The 17,434-nt window shown below is 43.1% G+C and carries 9 protein-coding genes; 5 read left to right on the top strand and 4 right to left on the bottom strand.

Annotated features, from left to right (window positions below; genetic code table 11):
• Window position 1: 1 nt before the first annotated feature.
• Together NBH14_RS11980 and NBH14_RS11975 are read left to right on the top strand one after the other, a co-directional pair.
• On the top strand, window positions 2–2,650 hold the full coding sequence (locus NBH14_RS11980) for a glycosyltransferase family 10 domain-containing protein (RefSeq protein ID WP_250817462.1): 2,649 nt from the start codon (window positions 2–4) through the stop codon (window positions 2,648–2,650).
• Window positions 2,651–3,159: 509 nt separating this feature from the next.
• The gene (locus NBH14_RS11975; protein WP_009859605.1) at window positions 3,160–3,753 is read left to right on the top strand and encodes an HU family DNA-binding protein; all 594 of its coding nucleotides are present in this window, start codon (window positions 3,160–3,162) and stop codon (window positions 3,751–3,753) included.
• A gap of 113 nt (window positions 3,754–3,866) precedes the next feature.
• On the opposite strand, the gene NBH14_RS11970 is transcribed toward NBH14_RS11975, so the two are convergent.
• The gene (locus NBH14_RS11970) at window positions 3,867–5,024 is read right to left on the bottom strand and encodes an AAA family ATPase (protein WP_186959430.1); all 1,158 of its coding nucleotides are present in this window, start codon (window positions 5,022–5,024) and stop codon (window positions 3,867–3,869) included.
• A gap of 179 nt (window positions 5,025–5,203) precedes the next feature.
• Here NBH14_RS11970 and NBH14_RS11965 point away from each other — a divergent pair, with 179 nt between their 5' ends.
• From NBH14_RS11965 to NBH14_RS11955, 3 genes are all read left to right on the top strand, one after another.
• Window positions 5,204–7,273, top strand: a complete 2,070-nt coding sequence (locus NBH14_RS11965; protein ID WP_010800571.1) for a cation:proton antiporter — start codon at window positions 5,204–5,206, stop codon at window positions 7,271–7,273.
• Window positions 7,274–7,356: 83 nt separating this feature from the next.
• Entirely contained in the window at window positions 7,357–8,103 is a 747-nt protein-coding gene (locus tag NBH14_RS11960) for an MlaE family ABC transporter permease (RefSeq protein WP_044245154.1), read from the top strand.
• A 3-nt stretch (window positions 8,104–8,106) separates the two neighbouring features.
• Window positions 8,107–8,880 carry an ABC transporter ATP-binding protein gene (locus tag NBH14_RS11955; protein ID WP_186959431.1) on the top strand — a complete coding sequence of 258 codons (774 nt, stop codon included), beginning with the start codon at window positions 8,107–8,109 and terminating at the stop codon, window positions 8,878–8,880.
• A gap of 119 nt (window positions 8,881–8,999) precedes the next feature.
• Here NBH14_RS11955 and NBH14_RS11950 read toward each other — a convergent pair whose 3' ends face one another.
• From NBH14_RS11950 to NBH14_RS11940, 3 genes are all read right to left on the bottom strand, one after another.
• Window positions 9,000–11,912, bottom strand: a complete 2,913-nt coding sequence (locus NBH14_RS11950; RefSeq protein WP_186959432.1) for a M16 family metallopeptidase — start codon at window positions 11,910–11,912, stop codon at window positions 9,000–9,002.
• Between the two features lie 77 nt (window positions 11,913–11,989).
• A complete protein-coding gene (locus NBH14_RS11945; RefSeq protein ID WP_186959433.1) occupies window positions 11,990–13,063 on the bottom strand; it encodes a FimB/Mfa2 family fimbrial subunit in 1,074 nt (357 codons plus the stop codon).
• Window positions 13,064–13,082: 19 nt separating this feature from the next.
• Window positions 13,083–17,417, bottom strand: a complete 4,335-nt coding sequence (locus tag NBH14_RS11940) for a hypothetical protein (RefSeq protein WP_250817460.1) — start codon at window positions 17,415–17,417, stop codon at window positions 13,083–13,085.
• Window positions 17,418–17,434: the final 17 nt, after the last annotated feature.

Raw genomic sequence — 17,434 nt, 5'->3', positions numbered from 1 at the left:
AATGAGTACTTCATGTCCTTTTTTATCTATAATAGTTCCGATATATAATGTCGAAACTTATCTGGAAGAGTGTTTGAACTCCTTGATCAACATACGGATAATTTCAAAGGAGATTATTTTGATCAATGATGGCTCAACTGATCGGTCCGGTGAAATTGCAGAGAAGTTCGCTTCTTCTCATTCCTGTATAAAGCTCTTTCATCAACCGAATCAGGGATTGTCGGCAGCACGTAATAAAGGACTGTCTGAAGTTCAAGGGGAATATATAATGTTTATCGACAGCGACGACTGGGTAATAGAAGGACAGACCGAAAAAATGTTCTCGGAAGCTATCGGTTTTCACCCCGACATAATAATGGGAAATTCCGTTTGTTATTATCCTGACGGACAAACCGGGACCTTATTTAATTCAATCCCATCCCATTTATGCCACATCTGCCTGACAGGAAAAGAGTGTTTTTCAGAATTAATGAAACACGGGGCTTTTCCTCCGATGGTTTCTAATTTCCTGTACAAAAAAGACTGGCTAAACAAGCAAACATTGTATTTTGAGAATGTTGTCCATGAAGACGAACTCTGGACTCCCCAAGCTCTTTGCCTTGCAAAAAGCGTTTACATCACCAACATTGATTTTTACGGATACCGGCAACGGGAAGGTTCTATCATGAGGACATTGGTCACGTCCAAACGCGTACGAGACCTGATCTATATAGCTAATCGTTTGATTCGTTTTGCATCGGGATACAGTTTCAATGGCCCGGACCGGGAAATGAAAAGCGAACTATACGCAAAAGCTTATATGTTATATAATTTAGCTTTCTTATCACTGGCCAAAATCAAAAATGGTAATTTCACTTTACCGTCACATGCATTGTATACCATTTTTAAAATATACCACCATCTCTCACCACTCTCAAAAAAGAGGATTTACCGTTATTACAAAAATGCCCAGAATAATTTGAAGAGTTATTTAAAATGGAAGATATCTTACTGGGCGGAAAAATTATCTCCTGAAATAATAAAAAACAAACATATTATATTGATATATAATACGATGTGGGATACTCCTCTAAACATTCCCGTTGAGCAGATTCCAGAAGACTATAGATTCACGACTGATAGGCAGTATTATTCTCTGGCACAAACTGTTATTTTCCACTTACCTACTTTAATCAATGAATTAGAAGACGACCTGGAAAAACCTGAAGGACAAATATGGGTTGCCTGGATATTGGAATGCGAAGAAAACTACCCGTTCTTCAAAGATTCGGAATTCATGGAACTATTTGATTTATGGATTTCCTATCATCAGGATGCAGATGTTATCCAATCCTATTACAAATATGATTACACAAAATTATTTAGAGAATCAATAGATTCAGAATCGAAACAAAAGGATATCTGTATGCTTATATCCAGCCCAATCAATAACAGTCAACGTCAAGAGTATTTGAAAACTTTGATGCGGTTTATCCCTATCGATTCATACGGTAAACTATTCAATAATAAAACAATGGAACAAGATACCGGACGGGACTCCAAATTAGAATTATATAAACAATACAAATTCATTATCGCATTTGAAAATGCTTGTGCAAAAGATTATGTCACCGAAAAGTTCTTCGATCCGTTGATTGCCGGAGCCATTCCCATCTACCTGGGAGCACCTAATATTAATGATTTTGCCCCAGGAGAGCATTGCTTTATCAATGTCAACGATTTTCGATCACCAAAAGAATTGGCCGATTATATAAAAAAGTGTTGTAATAATCAACAGGAGTATCAATCGTTCTTCCAATGGAAACAGAATGATCTCCGCCCTCAGTTCATAGAAAAAGCCCTGCTACAAAAAACACCACCCTTCATCCGCTTATGTGAACAGTTGGAGAAGAAAAAAAATATGCCACAAATAATAGAGCCTTTAGGTAAAATATATATCTGTGCTTTTGCTGATTCACATATACAACATAGTCCAGTAAGATTATTAGAACAGGCAAAGAGTTTTAACCTATTCAGTAATATATTCATTTATAATGAACATCATTTACCGCACTCCTTCGTTAAAGACTTCGAAACTCAGCTCCGTCCCCATTCACGAGGATATGGTTACTGGGTATGGAAGCCTTTTATCATTCTGGAATCATTAAAGCAAATACAAGATGGTGATGTTCTATTATACACAGACATAGGATGTCATTTGAACAGTAATGGAATATCTCGCTTACTGAAATATTGGAAAGAAGTAAAAAATAACAGAAGCGGATTTCTTGTTACCGAATTAGATAAACTTGAAAAATCATGGACAAAAGGTGATTTACTCGACCATTTCCAGGTAAGAAATAATCCACAAATCACAGATACCCCCCAATATCAATCGGGGATTATCTTTATTCGAAAGAGTCCGGAAACAATACAAATTGTGAAACAATGGTTGGAAGTCTATTACCACAATTTCCATTTAGTAGACGATACACCTTCCGTATCCATGAACATGGATGGTTTTATCGAACACAGACACGATCAAAGCATCCTTTCCATATTACTGAAACAACATGGAACCTCCGCCATCCCTGTAAAGGAATGCTTTTTCCCCGAATGGACATTGCTCGAAAGAAAATATCCGATACTAATAAAAAGAGATTTAGTGTGATATAAATTATATACTTAAAAACCAGGTAAATTATTATACACAGAAATAAACTCTTTAAGTAAACGCGGATCATTATTTTTTCTTATCCTGAATACTCCCATTGTATCTGCCTGCTCCTCAAACTTCAGAAAAGGCAAGACAGTATAATAATAGGGGCGGATAAAAAATAGTTTGAACATCCGGATAATTCATTTTGTAAGAGTTCCAATTCCTTATTTGTCATACGCATACATTTCGATTAACGGATGCAAGGTAAAGCTTTATTTTCAAAAAGATTTATCCAAAAGTGATATTTATAAAAAAACATACCTATCTCCGGTACAATTCCTTCCATTCCGTATTATATTTGTATTCGTACGTTTTTACGTTTGATATATATCAAACGAATAAAACACATATATGCTTCTTTCGTTTGATGATTGATTTCCTTTCGTTCAATGATTATTGAATGAATGGGTGTACGGGATGAAAATTTGTTTTGGCTGGTATTAATTTAAAACAAGATAGGAATGAGTTTAAAATTCGGATGGTACAAGACACCGGTCCCGGGAGACAGGGAAGACAAAAAGATTCCGCATGCACGGATCATTTCACAAGGTACGCTCGATACGAAGTATATGTGCAAGATGATCTCGATGTCGAGCACGATCTCATCGGCAGACGTAAAAGGGGTATTGGAAGCACTTAACTTCTGGATGGGGTTTCACCTGGCGGAAGGGAATAGCATCGAGCTGGACGGACTGGGATATTTCACACCCACGCTGAAAAGCCGGACAGTAACGGATGAAAACGGTAAAGCCAAAGTCATTGCAGAAGCCGACACCGTCAGTTTCCGCTGCGCAACCTCCCTGAAAGAACAGGTCAGGGAAGCCGGACTGGAACAGGTGAAAAAGGCGAAAACAGAAAAACTCACACAGGAGCAACGGCTGGAGAATATTATGAAAGAGGTGAACAAAAACAGGTGTATCAACACTGGCACCTGCGTGCAGATAAATCATTACAGCCGGTTCATGGCCCTGAACGATCTGAAGTTACTGATAGACAGCAATAAGCTAGTTCAGATCGGCAGAGGGAAACAAACAATGTATATACGGTCATTTTAGCAGGGGGGAAATTTATCATTCTGCGTTCTGTCTTTTATCTTTATTCAAAATTTCGCGGTGGCGAAAATAACCGCCGCGAAATTTCAGATTAATTCCGGTAATAGGACATTTTATCATTGAGAAAAAATGGATTTATTACCGTAAATTTGATTTATCCACATGGAAAACAGCTTATCGGTCAAGGAAAACACTTTATTGATTTCAGTAATAATGTCTTTTTCCAGCAGTTTTTTTACGGCCGACTGTACTGAACTTGCAGATGTCAGGCTATGTCGTTTTATAAACGATCCGGATGTAATACGCTCTGCTTCGCCGTCTTTGGCAATAGCATAGAGTAATTCTTTCTGTTTTTCAGGGATATTTGATAATATTTCACGGAAAATCGTATCATTCGCCGCAATCATGTTGTTGATAGCTGCCCGTATCATTTCCAGCGTACAGATTTCCCCTTCTGGGGTGTCGGCAAAAGCTTCGTTAAAAGTTTTCTGAATGTAGAACGTATGCCCTTTAAACAGGGTATAAACCCGTTCTACATCTGCAACTTCGATTCGGCGGTTCCGTTTCAGGAAATGTCCGACAATGAACGGGATATATATATCCGGAGCAATTGCGGTCAACTCAAGCATATCCGCACTATGATAAAAAGGGCGGGCGGCGGACAGGAACATCTCTTGCATCATATGCCGTTCGCTACCGGCAAAAATGAAATGGCTATTCCTTATTTTCTGAATGTGAGTACGCAACAAGGCTTCAATATTCTTTTCCGGATATTTGGCGATCTGCTGAAACTCGTCGATCGCCACGATACAGGGTTTGTCAGCCGCTTCCAGATAACGAAAAATCTCATCCAACGTATATTCGGGACGATCTATATCACCTAACTCTATATTAAATGTCGGTGTACCGGAAAGCGGATCAAATCCAAATTTTCCACTGATGGATTTCAGGGTTTGAATGAAAAGGTTTGTCATTTTCCGGCTGCGGGGCAACAATGTTTCGTAAATCTCACGCCCTAACAAATAAGTAAATTCACGCAGCCCCGATGTATGCAGAATGTCGATGAAAAAAGTGTAATATTCCTCCCTGATCTCCGGCTTCTCATAACAGAATTGAATCAGTCCCGTTTTACCCATACGGCGGGGAGATATAATAACCATATTGTTTCCGTTCGTGACAGACTTTATCAGGCGGGCCGATTCCTGTATACGATCACAAAAATATTCCGGTTCTATTTTACCGGTTACGATAAAGGGATTTATAACTTTTGCCATATACTCGATCTTTTCAGCAAATATAATTATTTAATTCGAATTATTCAAATCGAATAATTTATTCGAAACCTATAAAGATTTTTATTTGCATAATAGGAGAACAAAAAGTATTTTTGTAATAGCCATTAATGTAACGGCCATTAAATTAACGTCAATTTAATTAGCAGCAGTCAAACCTTATGATATTACTCTCAAACATAGATTTCACCCTCCCGCTGGCTGATCCGGTATTGAAGTTCTTACTGATACTGCTGATCATCCTGGCGGCCCCGCTCCTGTTGAATAAACTCAGGGTTCCACACCTGCTGGGACTGATCATTGCCGGAGCCATTATCGGGCCGAACGGCTTTAACCTTGTCCTGCGCGACAGCAGTATCATTCTTTCGGGGACGGCAGGGTTACTTTATATCATGTTTCTGGCCGGGCTGGAAATAGACATGGGGGATTTTAAGAAGAATAGCGGGAAAAGCCTTGTATTTGGGATGTATACGTTCCTGATCCCTATGATACTGGGGACGGTCGTTGGATTATGGGTGCTTGATTTCAGCATGGAGACGTCCGTACTGCTCGCCAGTATGTTCGCATCCCATACACTGATCGCTTATCCGATCATCAGCAAGCTGGGGATCAGCAAAAACAATGCTGTCAGCATAACCGTCGGCGGGACTATGATCACGGATACGCTGGCTTTACTGGTGCTGACAATTATTGTCGGGATGGCGACAGGAAATGCCGACAACGCTTTCTGGATACGCCTGGGCGTTTCCATCGTTATTTTTGCCTTGATTGTGTTACTGGTGTTTCCCTTTATCGGACGGTGGTTCTTCAAACGGGTACACGATAATATTTCGCAATATATATTCGTGCTGTCGATGGTGTTCTTCGGTGCATTCCTTGCCCAGTTAGCGGGGATGGAAGCGATCATCGGCTCTTTCCTTGCAGGACTGGCCCTGAACAGGCTGATTCCGCAAAGTTCGCCGCTGATGAACCGTGTAGAGTTTGTCGGGAACGCGATCTTTATCCCCTTCTTCCTGCTGAGTGTGGGGATGCTGATCGATTACCGGGCTTTCTTTACCAGCTTCGAAACGATCAAGGTTGGTATGGTCATGATCATCGTGGCTACGGCAGCGAAATATGCGGCAGCCTGGCTGACACAAAAGACCTTCCGGCTGTCGGTCGACCAGCGGAGTGTTATTTTCGGACTGAGCAACGCCCAGGCGGCAGCTACACTGGCAGCCGTCATGGTCGGGTATAACGTGATCCTGGGAACCGATGCCAACGGTGCTCCCATACGGCTCCTGAATGAGAGCGTACTGAACGGTACGATCCTGATGATCCTGGTGACCTGCGCCATCGCCTCCTTCTCCGCCCAGAAAGGAGCGCATAATATAGCGATGAAGGAATCCGGAGAGGAGACAGAAGACAAAGATACGAAGGACGAACATATCCTGATCCCCGTCAGCAATGAGGAGACGGTTGAAGAACTGGTCAACCTCAGCCTTGCCATAAAATCAAAAACGAATACCAGCGGGTTATATGCCCTCAAAGTGATAGACAACCAGAATTCGGACGACAAGACACTAAAATCCTCCAAACGGGTATTACAGACCGCCGTCGATACCGCCGCGGCCACCGACACGCGGCTGAAAGGATTGCTCCGCTACGACCTGAGCATCTCCAACGCCATTACCAGCGTCGTGAAGGAACGGGAGATAACCGACCTGGTCCTCGGGCTGCATAAGGAAAAGGACATACCGGCTGCATTCCTGGGAAATATTGTTGAAAACGTATTGCAGCACAGCAGCGTAACGACCTTTATCTACAAACCGGTACAGCCGCTGGCCACCATCAAACGTCACCTGATTATCCTGCCGGACCGGGCGGAAAAAGAAATCGGCTTCATACCGGTCATGAACCGGGTATGGAACGTGTTGCAGAATACCGGGGCAAAAGTCGTGTTCTACGGTTCGGAGGATACGCTGAAAGCCATCAAAAAACTCTTCGCCAAAAGAGCGGGAGAAATATCATATGTAAACTTCAGCGACTGGGATGATTTCCTGATCGTGTTCCGGGATGTGAAAGCGGACGACAGCATGTGGGTGATCTTCAGCCGGAAAGAAGGTTATTCCTATGACCCCGTAATGCCGCGTATCCCCGGTTATCTGAACAAGTATTTCCAGAGTAACAGCTTCATCCTCTCCTACCCGATCCAGGCTAGTATGGACGAAGGGACACGGTACCTGACGTGAAAACAAATCATAAACAGTGAACAGTAGTTGACATATTTCAGTTATATTTGCAGACTGGAACAGAATAAGTAATCAAGAAAATAATGAATAAAGCGTTACATAGAATGGGAGAATATGTCATGTTGATGGGGAAATCCATATCAATACCTGACAGATGGAGCATGTTCTTCAAACAATTGATAAAAGAGATATACAAGCTGGGTGTCGATTCTCTCTGGATCGTGGTTATCATTTCGGTATTTATCGGTACGGTTATCGCCATCCAGATATCATTGAATATCAGTTCACCGCTGATTCCTAAATTTACGATCGGGTATACGACTCGCGAAATTATCCTGCTGGAGTTTTCATCCTCCATCATGTGTCTGATCCTAGCCGGTAAAGTGGGAAGTAATATCGCCTCCGAGATCGGAACCATGCGTGTAACGGAGCAGATCGATGCGATGGAAATTATGGGAGTCAATTCGGCTAACTTCCTGATTATGCCGAAAATTGCCGGACTGATGATCTTTATTCCGGTACTGGTTATTTTCAGTATGTTTACAGGAATTATGGGAGGTATAGCCGCCAGCCATTCGACAGGAACAGGTATGACGCCGGCCTCTTTCGAATACGGCTTGCAGTTTTATTTCAATGAATTCTATATCTGGTATTCTATTATAAAATCTGTCGTTTACGCCTTTATAATCTCATCGATAGCCGCTTATTTCGGTTATTATGTGAAAGGGGGAGCACTCGAAGTCGGTAAAGCGAGTACGAATGCTGTTGTAATGAGCAGTATCATGATCCTGCTGGCAGACGTAATAATGACCCATTTAATGCTTACGTAAGAAATGATAGAAGTAAAAAACATAACGAAATCATTTGAAGGCCGCACAGTGCTGAATGATATCAGCGCCGTTTTTGAAACAGGGAAGACCAATCTGATCATCGGACGAAGCGGTTCCGGAAAAACAGTCCTGATCAAAAATATCATCGGCCTGATGAAACCGGATTCGGGTGAGATCCTGTACGACGGGCGCGACCTTACTTCCATGGATAAACAGGAATTGAACATGCTTCGCAGGGAAATGGGCATGCTGTTCCAGGGATCAGCCTTGTTCGACAGCATGACGGTTCTTGAAAATGTGATGTTTCCGCTCAATATGTTCTCTAAAGAATCTTATAAGGATAGGGAAAAAAGAGCCATGTTCTGCCTGGAACGTGTGAATCTTGCGGAAGCGGAACATCTGTATCCGTCGGAGATCAGCGGTGGTATGATGAAACGTGCCGCTATTGCCCGTGCGATCGCATTGAACCCCAAATATCTTTTCTGCGACGAACCCAACTCCGGACTGGACCCTAAAACGTCCCTGCTGATAGATGACCTGATCCACGATATTACAACGGAATATAAGATGACCACGGTTATCAACACCCATGACATGAACTCCGTAATGAATATCGGGGAAAACATCATCTTCATCAAAGAAGGTGTTAAAGAATGGCAGGGAACAAAAGACCAGGTCATCACCTCCAACAACAAAGCCCTCAACGACTTCATCTTCGCATCCGACCTGTTCCGGAAAGTCAAGGAGGCGGAGATGCATCAGGACGATGGAATTTGAGGATTGAAAATTAAAAATTGAAAATTGAAAATTACTTGATAGAAAAAGAGAGACGGTTGTTAAATCAAATGAGTATTTAACAACCGTCTTTTTAATTTTCAATTTTTAATTTTCAATTCTCAATACCCAAATATCTCTTCTTTACTCAGTTTCGTTACCGGTCCGTACTGTTCCAGGGACTTCAGATCCAGGTCCTTTTCATCTCCCAGTACACAATAGGTATAGGTACGTCCTTTCACCCACTTCTCCTGGAAGGCTTTGATATCGGCAAGGGTCATGGAAGGAGCCTTTTCGTACAGATCCTTACGACTGTCAACATTTATTCCCAAATCCTGTGCATTCAGATAGGCCCACAAAACATCGGATTTAGTGATGCGCTCAGTCCGCAGACGGGTAATCAGTGCCTCTTTCGCCAGAATAAATGCTTTTTCAGACTCCGGCATGTTATTGATAATATCATCAAATGCTTTAATGGCATCCAGCATTTTGTCATTCTGTGTCGCAATGAATGTCCGGTAGACATACGGATATTTTAATTTATTCGGAGTGATCAGGAACGCACCAGCCGAATAGGCCAAACCGCGGGCTTCGCGCATTTCCTGGAATACGATGCTGTTCATTCCTCCTCCGAAATATTCATTATACAAATCCAATGTCGGCTGAATAGCATAATCGTATTTCTCCCCACGATTTGAGACGGCGGAGAAATAAATCTGTTTAGCATCATACTGGGCAAACAGAACTTTATTTCCCGGTGTTTCCTGCTGGACGAAATCTGCGGCGGCAGGAGCCGGTTCCAGTTTATCCGGTACATTGTGGTATTTTGAAATCGCGTCCAATACAACCTCTGGCTTTGCCGGACCATAATACAGGATTTTATGCTTGTATGAATTGATCTTATGGATACGATCGACCAGTTCTGCCGGATCCATCTGCCGGATTTCTTCGGTAGTCAACACATTCGTAGCAGAAGACTTCGGTCCCCAGACTGCATATTGGATCAGTTTATTAAAATTCTGCCCCTGGTTCAATTTCGCATCCGAACGTTTTTTCAGGATATCATCCGCCAGATTAGCATAAGTATCCTTATTCACCTGTGCATCCGCCAGGAGTTCCTCAAAAAGGGCCATAGCCTGCGGCATTTTATCCTGTAATCCCTGAAGACTGACATACGTGCGATCCGAACCCGGGAAAACACTGAAATAGCATGCCAGCTTATAAAATTCTTCGTTGATCTCCTTCAGGCTTTTCTTTGACGTACCCAGATATTTCATATATTCAAAAGCTGTTCCCATCGCCTTATCATTATCATTCCCCATATCGAATACATACATCAGGGAAAAGAGATCATTGGTCGTATTTTGTTTATACAATACCGGAATACCCGACTTTGCCTCTAATTTCTGTAAATCTTTTTCGAAATCGAGGAAGACCGGTTCTATCGGCTTCACCTGTGCCTGCTGTATCTCTTTCAGGAAGATACTGGAACTATCCCGGTTCATAACGATCGGAGTAATTGCAGGCTTGTCTATCTTCTTCTCATTCGGGTCCTGTCCCTGCCGTTTATAGATAACAGCATAATTATTTCCGAAAACCTTATTGGCGTAATCGACAATCTGTTGTTTGGTCACTTTATCCATCTTATCCAACTGCGCTACCTCATCCTTCCAATCTTCGCCATTAATAAAGGCGGAAACAAACATATCCGCACGGGCTTCATTGCTTTCCATACGGGAAGTCTGGCTCAGTTTCAGATTATTGACAGAGGCTTCCAGCAAACCTTCATCGAACTCTCCTTTTTTCAGTTTCTCAATCTCTGCCAACAACAAGTCTTTCACCTCTTCAAGCGTCTGTCCCTGTTTCGGCTGTCCTCCCATCTGATAAGTCGTATAATCAGCCATTGCATCGACACCAGCATAGGAAGTAAGTACTTTCTGTTGCTGGTTCAGGTCCGCATCCAATAATCCGGCCTTCCCATTATATACGATCAGGCTCAACAGGTTCAGCAGATATTGTTCAGGATTATTTGCTCCCGGAAGACGCCAGCCTAATGTCACATTCTCGGCATCCAGTCCCAGCACTTCCCTGACAACCGGTTCTTTGAACGGGGCTTCATGTGTAACCGGCAATTTGGGTAAATTGGGATTCGGCTTCATATGCCCCCAGTATTTATTGATCGTTTCAATCATCTGGTCCGGATCGAAATCACCCGAAAGACAGATGGCGATATTATTGGGAACATACCAGGTCGTATGGTAATTCTTTATATTCGTAATAGAAGGATTCTTCAGATTTTCCTGTGTACCGATCACCGTCTGTGTGCCATACGGATGATCCGGATAAAGGGCAGCCATCAGGTTTTCCTGCACTTTCATACCGTCATGGGTCAGGTACATATTCTTTTCTTCGTACACCGTTTCCAGCTCCGTATGAAAACCACGGATCACATTGTTTTCGAAACGGTCCGCCTGTATCCTTGCCCAGTTATCGATCTGGTTAGACGGAATATCTTCCGTGAACACAGTCTGGTCCACCCAGGTATAAGCATTGGTGCCGCTGGCCCCGATCGTTGCCATCAATTTATCATATTCATTGGGGATGGCCCATTTGGAAGCCTCATAAGATACACTGTCTATCTTATGATAAATGAGTTTTCTCTCACCCTCATCGGTCGTTTTGCGATATACCTCAAAAAGTTGTTCGATTTCATCGAGCATCGGTTTCTCTTTTTCATAGTTCAATGATCCGAACTGCTGTGTTCCCTTGAACATCAGATGCTCAAAATAATGGGCGAGCCCGGTCGTTTCCGCAGGATCATTTTTACCTCCCACTTTGACTGCAATATAAGTCTGGATACGCGGTGTCTCTTTATTGACTGTCAAGTAGACTTTCAAGCCGTTGTCCAACGTGTAGATACGTGCTTTCATAGGATCGTTAGGGACTGACTCGTACTTAAACGGGGAGGTCTCCTTACATGCTGCCGCCAGTAATATAATCACGGCCAGCGAAAGAAACGAAATAATTTTACGCATAAGATTTAGATTTAGGAATTCTATGGCGCCAAATATAGGAAAATATACTCTAAAAAATCCTGTAAGTGATAAAATACTTAAGGTGTAAACAAAAAAGTATTGAAATCTATCGGAGTCGCTTCAGTTCCAATGCTGTAAAAGTGGTTGGTAATTATCGGAAAACGGTAAGGATCTTCTGTTGGAATGATGATTCCAGTGCCGCCGTTAGTCTCAGAGACCTCACCGTCTACGGATAATTTGACTTTATGAATATGCAAAGGGGTTCCGGTAGCATCTACCAATACGATCTGCAAGGTGTAATCTTTATCTGCAGGAAGCGGTACAGGGAGAATATAAGAACCTTTTTTCGTTGTTCCGCCTGCAATAAACTCACTCTTGGGTATATTGACAACGATCTTGTCGCCTGCGTTCGAACTCATCGGACTTATGATAAAATCATCCGGAGTTTGTTTGAGCAGAAAGTTACTTTTGTTTTGTATCGTATACAACTCAATATGTAAAGCACTTACTTCGACACCGTTTATTTGGGTCGGAATATGATTGAAATACCCCGACACTCCGGCTACACGACGATACAAATCCACATATCCGGTATTGCCGTTTAGAAGACTTAGCGTGAAAACAGAAGAACCGGCGAATAACTCCGAAACTGCAATATCAGCACGCCCTTTGCCGGTAGCCAGTATGGCATTAGCATCCTTCAATAAGGTACCGGTAACCTGGTCGGCCCGAATCGCATCCGGCAGGCCATACGTATCCCCGGCCCGGTCATCCAACCCGATTGCCAGGAAAGTATATTCCTTCTGAGGCTGAAAGCCTCCATATTGCACCTTATATTTCTGCTCCCGTGTGGAAAGCCCGTTTTCAGCTCCTGCGACATACTGCCAGTTTATATTCTCAGAGGCCACACAACGGGCGTCACCTGTTGTGCCATCGAAAATATACAATTGTACCTGTCGGACATGTTGAAGGTTGGCCGGACCGGTTAATAAGGTACGGGTCATCAAATCAGGAGAGGTGTTAAAGACTAACATTACCGGTTCTTTATCTTTACCGGGCTCTCCTACATCTTCGCTACTACACCCTAATAAAGAGAAGAGCAATAACGAACAAAGCAGCCTGTATAATCTTGTATATGACAACGTTTTCATATTCATTGTTTTTTTACTATTAATAGTTGCTGAGCTTAAGTACCCTGGGTACTTTTCCATCGATATAAACCTTAATCAGATTGATACCCGGAGACAAGCGTAACCGATATTCAGTTGCCGGATAGGATACCGAATCGACCAACCGTCCACTAACATGGTAAACTTCACAACGGGTCATTGTTGCAGATGTAGCACGCACGACCACCTCATCCGTTCCTTCTTTGTAACAGAAGATACGGTTTTCATCGGATATACCGTTTTCACTATTGGTCATTGTCTCTTTTCTCAGATAAAAACGCCCGACATTGGTTGAGAGATTCCCCAATACGATTGTTGTTTCAGGAGTATCGAGTGAATATTGTAGTCCTTTCTCTGCATCAAACAGGTTCCACCCGGTCCATTCCCCATTTTCTGTTTTGCGAACTGATAAACTTACATCCGCAGGAGTCCGCAGATAAAATCCAAGCTGGATCTCCGCAGCATCGTCAAGTTGCTGGATATCGAGCGCTTTTTCATCCGCAATACTGAAAAGAGCGACAGAGGGACGAACTTCATTATCGATAAGAATCCCAGCGTCTTCTCCCACCACATATTTTTTATCCGCCATCGGATTCCATCGGATCAAGGCGTTGCTCTCCGCCTGCCCGGCGGACGCGGTCAAAAAAAGAGAGCCAGGATCCGGCTGTGCCGGGACAACCGTACTTTTCAACTTATTTTCCGTGCCGGGAGCAGAGACCAACATAGCTTCCGTAAACCTGACCGATTGGCTGGCAGACGGAGACTCTATGGTTATGAAAAATGACTGCATGGGGGCAATCCGGGTATAACCGGCACCGTTACTTAATAGCTGACCATCCGCTTTGATAGTGGAATTACTGCTATTGCCATCATAAACCTGCACAGATTTTACCCCGGGATTCTCTTTCATAAATTCCGAGATATCTATGTGAGACATGAACATATTTCCCACCAGAAAATATGTTCCGGCCGTTTTATTTGTCAATGTAACCGAGATCGGGAAGGAAACACCTTGGGTATTATTTTCATAGATAAAACGACCGACTCCCGAACGGGCGATAGTCTCTTTTATGCCCGTACCCTGATTGTCCGTAGTCACATATTCATACTCGGTATGTTCCTTGGGGAAACGAAATATGAGCGGCAAAGTAGCTGTACCCTGCACAGCTTTCAGAGAAAAACCTTTTCCCATACTGTATTCCTGCGCCAATGCATTAAATGGCTTCGTCCATTGAGTTTCCGTAGGTTTTACGGTTACTTTTCCATTCCTCAATGTTTGACCGACAGCATCACTGGCCCATAAACGTTGATAAATACGGGGATTAAAACGATTTTGCGGTGTAGAAGCTGCATTCAGCGATGTAAATGGTGCCGGATTTCCTCCTGCCGGAATAAACATATCCCCGGTCACCATACTCTTCAACGGAGCCGCAAGCATATAATAACGATCCGAATTAAGCGTCAGGTCTACCCAGGCTTTTTGATAGATCAACAGATGAGTTTTTACGACCTCTCCTCCGGACTCAAAATAAATATTATTACATCCGTTTTGCTCTATGTTGGTCAGAACCGGATAAATATTGCAATCGGAAGGAATGGTCACGTTGGTACATATCAGCGGCGAACCGTTGGTCCAGTTTTCCCAATGGTTCCAATCGAAATTTTCCGGATTGATCTTCCAAGTTGTATTCAAAGGATGCACCTTAAAAAACGGATCGGATACGATCTTTCCATTCTTATCTTTCACGATCAGGTCAAACCGTCCGGATGTGGATATGGGACCGATCACCCAACTAAAAGAGCCGTCGGCACTCGTTATGGAATAAGAAAGTCCATTGATACCGAGGGCAGTACAAAACAAGGTATAATTATTCCCCTGAATGCCGCTACCGGTAACCGTAAGATTGTTGTTTTGACAAATCGGCCCCACATTGACATTAGTAAGACCAGTACGGTCGCCCGGACACGATTCCTCATCGATACAATCCGGTATGCCATCTCCATCAATATCATGACGAAAAAATAAGCCGTATAACTTCAGATTATTTAATAGATCGGCCACACCGTTCACCGTAATACGAACTTCATCAAAGGGGCTCCTGGGGCGCATCATCAAATATTCCTTATCTCCGTAGCCGATAGCATCCAATCCCAACACACTCCAGTTTGTAAGCGTCTCGCCTGTAGAAGTGCCCTTATAATAGGTTTCCATAGTCATCCAGTTCCCGACCGCAACACCAGCCAGATAAGTCGACTGGTCTATGATCAACCCCAAATTATGAGTTGCATTCAATACACCGCCCACCTTAACTGCTATCTTTATGGAAGAAGCTACACCTATACCGTTGACAGAGGTATAGGTCGCCGGATTATTATCGATAAGATTTTCGAGGTTCAATATTGTACCGCCAACGCTTGCTAAGGCATTGATTCCGGTTGCCGCATAATTGATAGCTGCCCCGGTATTATCCGTCGATATGATCGTCGTACTACAGTCAATCGGACTGCCATAACAACTCAGGGTCGCCGGTTCGACAAATGCGCCATAAATGCGTAATGTGGAAATGTCCGTGGAAAGGACGCCACTTTTCCATAAGGCTATTTCATTGAAATTCTTGTCGGCAGGAACAACAATACTGTAACGAACTTTCAAAGAAGAATCGCTACCGATAGCCCCAACCGATATTACGTTTGTATTATCTATTACCTTTTCATACGTTTTTGTCTGGTTGTTATAGACCCTTATCTGGAAGAACTGGAGCAGATTAGCGCTTAATAACGTAGACTTGGACTCAACAACGAAACCAACCCTCTTTGCCGTACCATCGCTAAAAGTTCCGCTATTCTTTTTTACACCTACGATCTGTAAGTTATCTGCAATGTTCAAGCCTCCGTTATATTCGGCGTAAGTACTCATACTGGCATCGATAATATTCTCTTTATGAGTCATATTACTCAATGAAATCAGGCTTCCGCTGGATTCGTTGATAGCAGTCGACAAGGATACACCGGCTACAGGTTGGTTACAGGCATCGGATACTGCAGTCTGTATCCCTTTGGTGATGGTTACCAGTCCGGTATCTCCATCAGAGGCTGTTGCCCGGAACACATAGTCACCGGTTACACCGGCTGTCATATTCGTGACCGTTCCGGTAGATGAGACGGCTACATTTTCTCCGGTAGGTTGGCTTACCACCTCCCATTTTGTGATATCACTGTTTCCCGTAAGCTGGTAAGTCGTTTGCTCCGCACAAATCGCGGTATTCACGGTTAGTCCTAAATTGTGATGGTGAGGGACTGTCAGAGGGTCATAGATATAACCGTAATAGACAGATTTAGTGCTTGTGCTTACTGCGCTAGTAAAAGATAATCTTGCCTTATTGAAGGCTTGGTCGGCAACGACAGATACCTGAACCATTCCTTGCGAAAGGACTCCCAATCCCAGGACAGAGGGATCTAAGGTTGTAGTAGATGTCTTCCCCTTACTATCAGTAAGTATCAGCTTCGTCGTGGCAAGTAAACTAATATTCAATATTCCTGCATCTTTATATTTAAAACCTATTTCAGTTCCGGCAGGATAATCATTAGTCCAAGCTAACTCGACATAGGCAGTTCCGATAAGGGAACTGACCGTAGCGAAATCCGTCAGATTAGGAGTGATCAAGTTTCCTGCATTACTAACAGCTAGTACAGGAGCTCCATTTGCACTCAACCCGGCTATCGAATTATTGGTAGTCAATGTTTTTTCCACAGCATCCCCCACGAAAGCATACCTGATCTTCAGTTCTCCGATAGCAGCCAAAGCGACTCCTGTATTTACAAGGCCGATCTCATCAAAATCCTTGGTAGACGAGACGGTTAGATAAGACACCGCTTCCTGTTGCCCAGGCAGTTGTATCAGATGAAGACTAAGCGCACTTGTATTTTGCCCCTCCTTTACGAGAATTGTTTCCTGAAGTGTCCCTCCCTTATACAACATAATACCTATGCCTTTCAATACATTCAGGGATAAAATACTGCTATTTCCCCCCGCTTGTATGCAAAAACCTGCTGTAGTACCTGCCGGATATACATTTTTAAGATCCTTGATCCGTACAACAGGACCTACCGCCACATCTACTCCGACTACCCCGCTGAACGTGGCGTAATTATTCAGATTCTCATCCAGCAAATAATCCATATTTTGTACACCGGAAGCCACTTTCGCCACATTGACCAAATTATTGATCAAGCAATCGGGAGCAACTAATGCTTTGCGTGTCAGGCTCTCTGCCGTACGTATGTTAAGTGCGGAAAAAGCAAACAGAATGATTAACAGAGGTATATACTTTCTCATGATTTATTAAACTCTAA

It is taken from the genome of Parabacteroides caecihominis (genome assembly GCF_023656785.1).
Classification (GTDB): domain Bacteria; phylum Bacteroidota; class Bacteroidia; order Bacteroidales; family Tannerellaceae; genus Parabacteroides; species Parabacteroides segnis.
The sequence above is the reverse complement of the archived record's forward strand: the minus strand, read 5'-3'. Positions and strand labels throughout refer to the sequence as shown.

Coding starts and splice junctions, on each gene's coding strand:
- NBH14_RS11960 (WP_044245154.1), top strand. CDS start 7,357: ATGAATAAAGCGTTACATAGAATGGGAGAATATGTCATGTTGATGGGG.
- NBH14_RS11945 (WP_186959433.1), bottom strand. CDS start 13,063: ATGAAAACGTTGTCATATACAAGATTATACAGGCTGCTTTGTTCGTTA.
- NBH14_RS11965 (WP_010800571.1), top strand. CDS start 5,204: ATGATATTACTCTCAAACATAGATTTCACCCTCCCGCTGGCTGATCCG.
- NBH14_RS11980 (WP_250817462.1), top strand. CDS start 2: ATGAGTACTTCATGTCCTTTTTTATCTATAATAGTTCCGATATATAAT.
- NBH14_RS11970 (WP_186959430.1), bottom strand. CDS start 5,024: ATGGCAAAAGTTATAAATCCCTTTATCGTAACCGGTAAAATAGAACCG.
- NBH14_RS11950 (WP_186959432.1), bottom strand. CDS start 11,912: ATGCGTAAAATTATTTCGTTTCTTTCGCTGGCCGTGATTATATTACTG.
- NBH14_RS11975 (WP_009859605.1), top strand. CDS start 3,160: ATGAGTTTAAAATTCGGATGGTACAAGACACCGGTCCCGGGAGACAGG.
- NBH14_RS11940 (WP_250817460.1), bottom strand. CDS start 17,417: ATGAGAAAGTATATACCTCTGTTAATCATTCTGTTTGCTTTTTCCGCA.
- NBH14_RS11955 (WP_186959431.1), top strand. CDS start 8,107: ATGATAGAAGTAAAAAACATAACGAAATCATTTGAAGGCCGCACAGTG.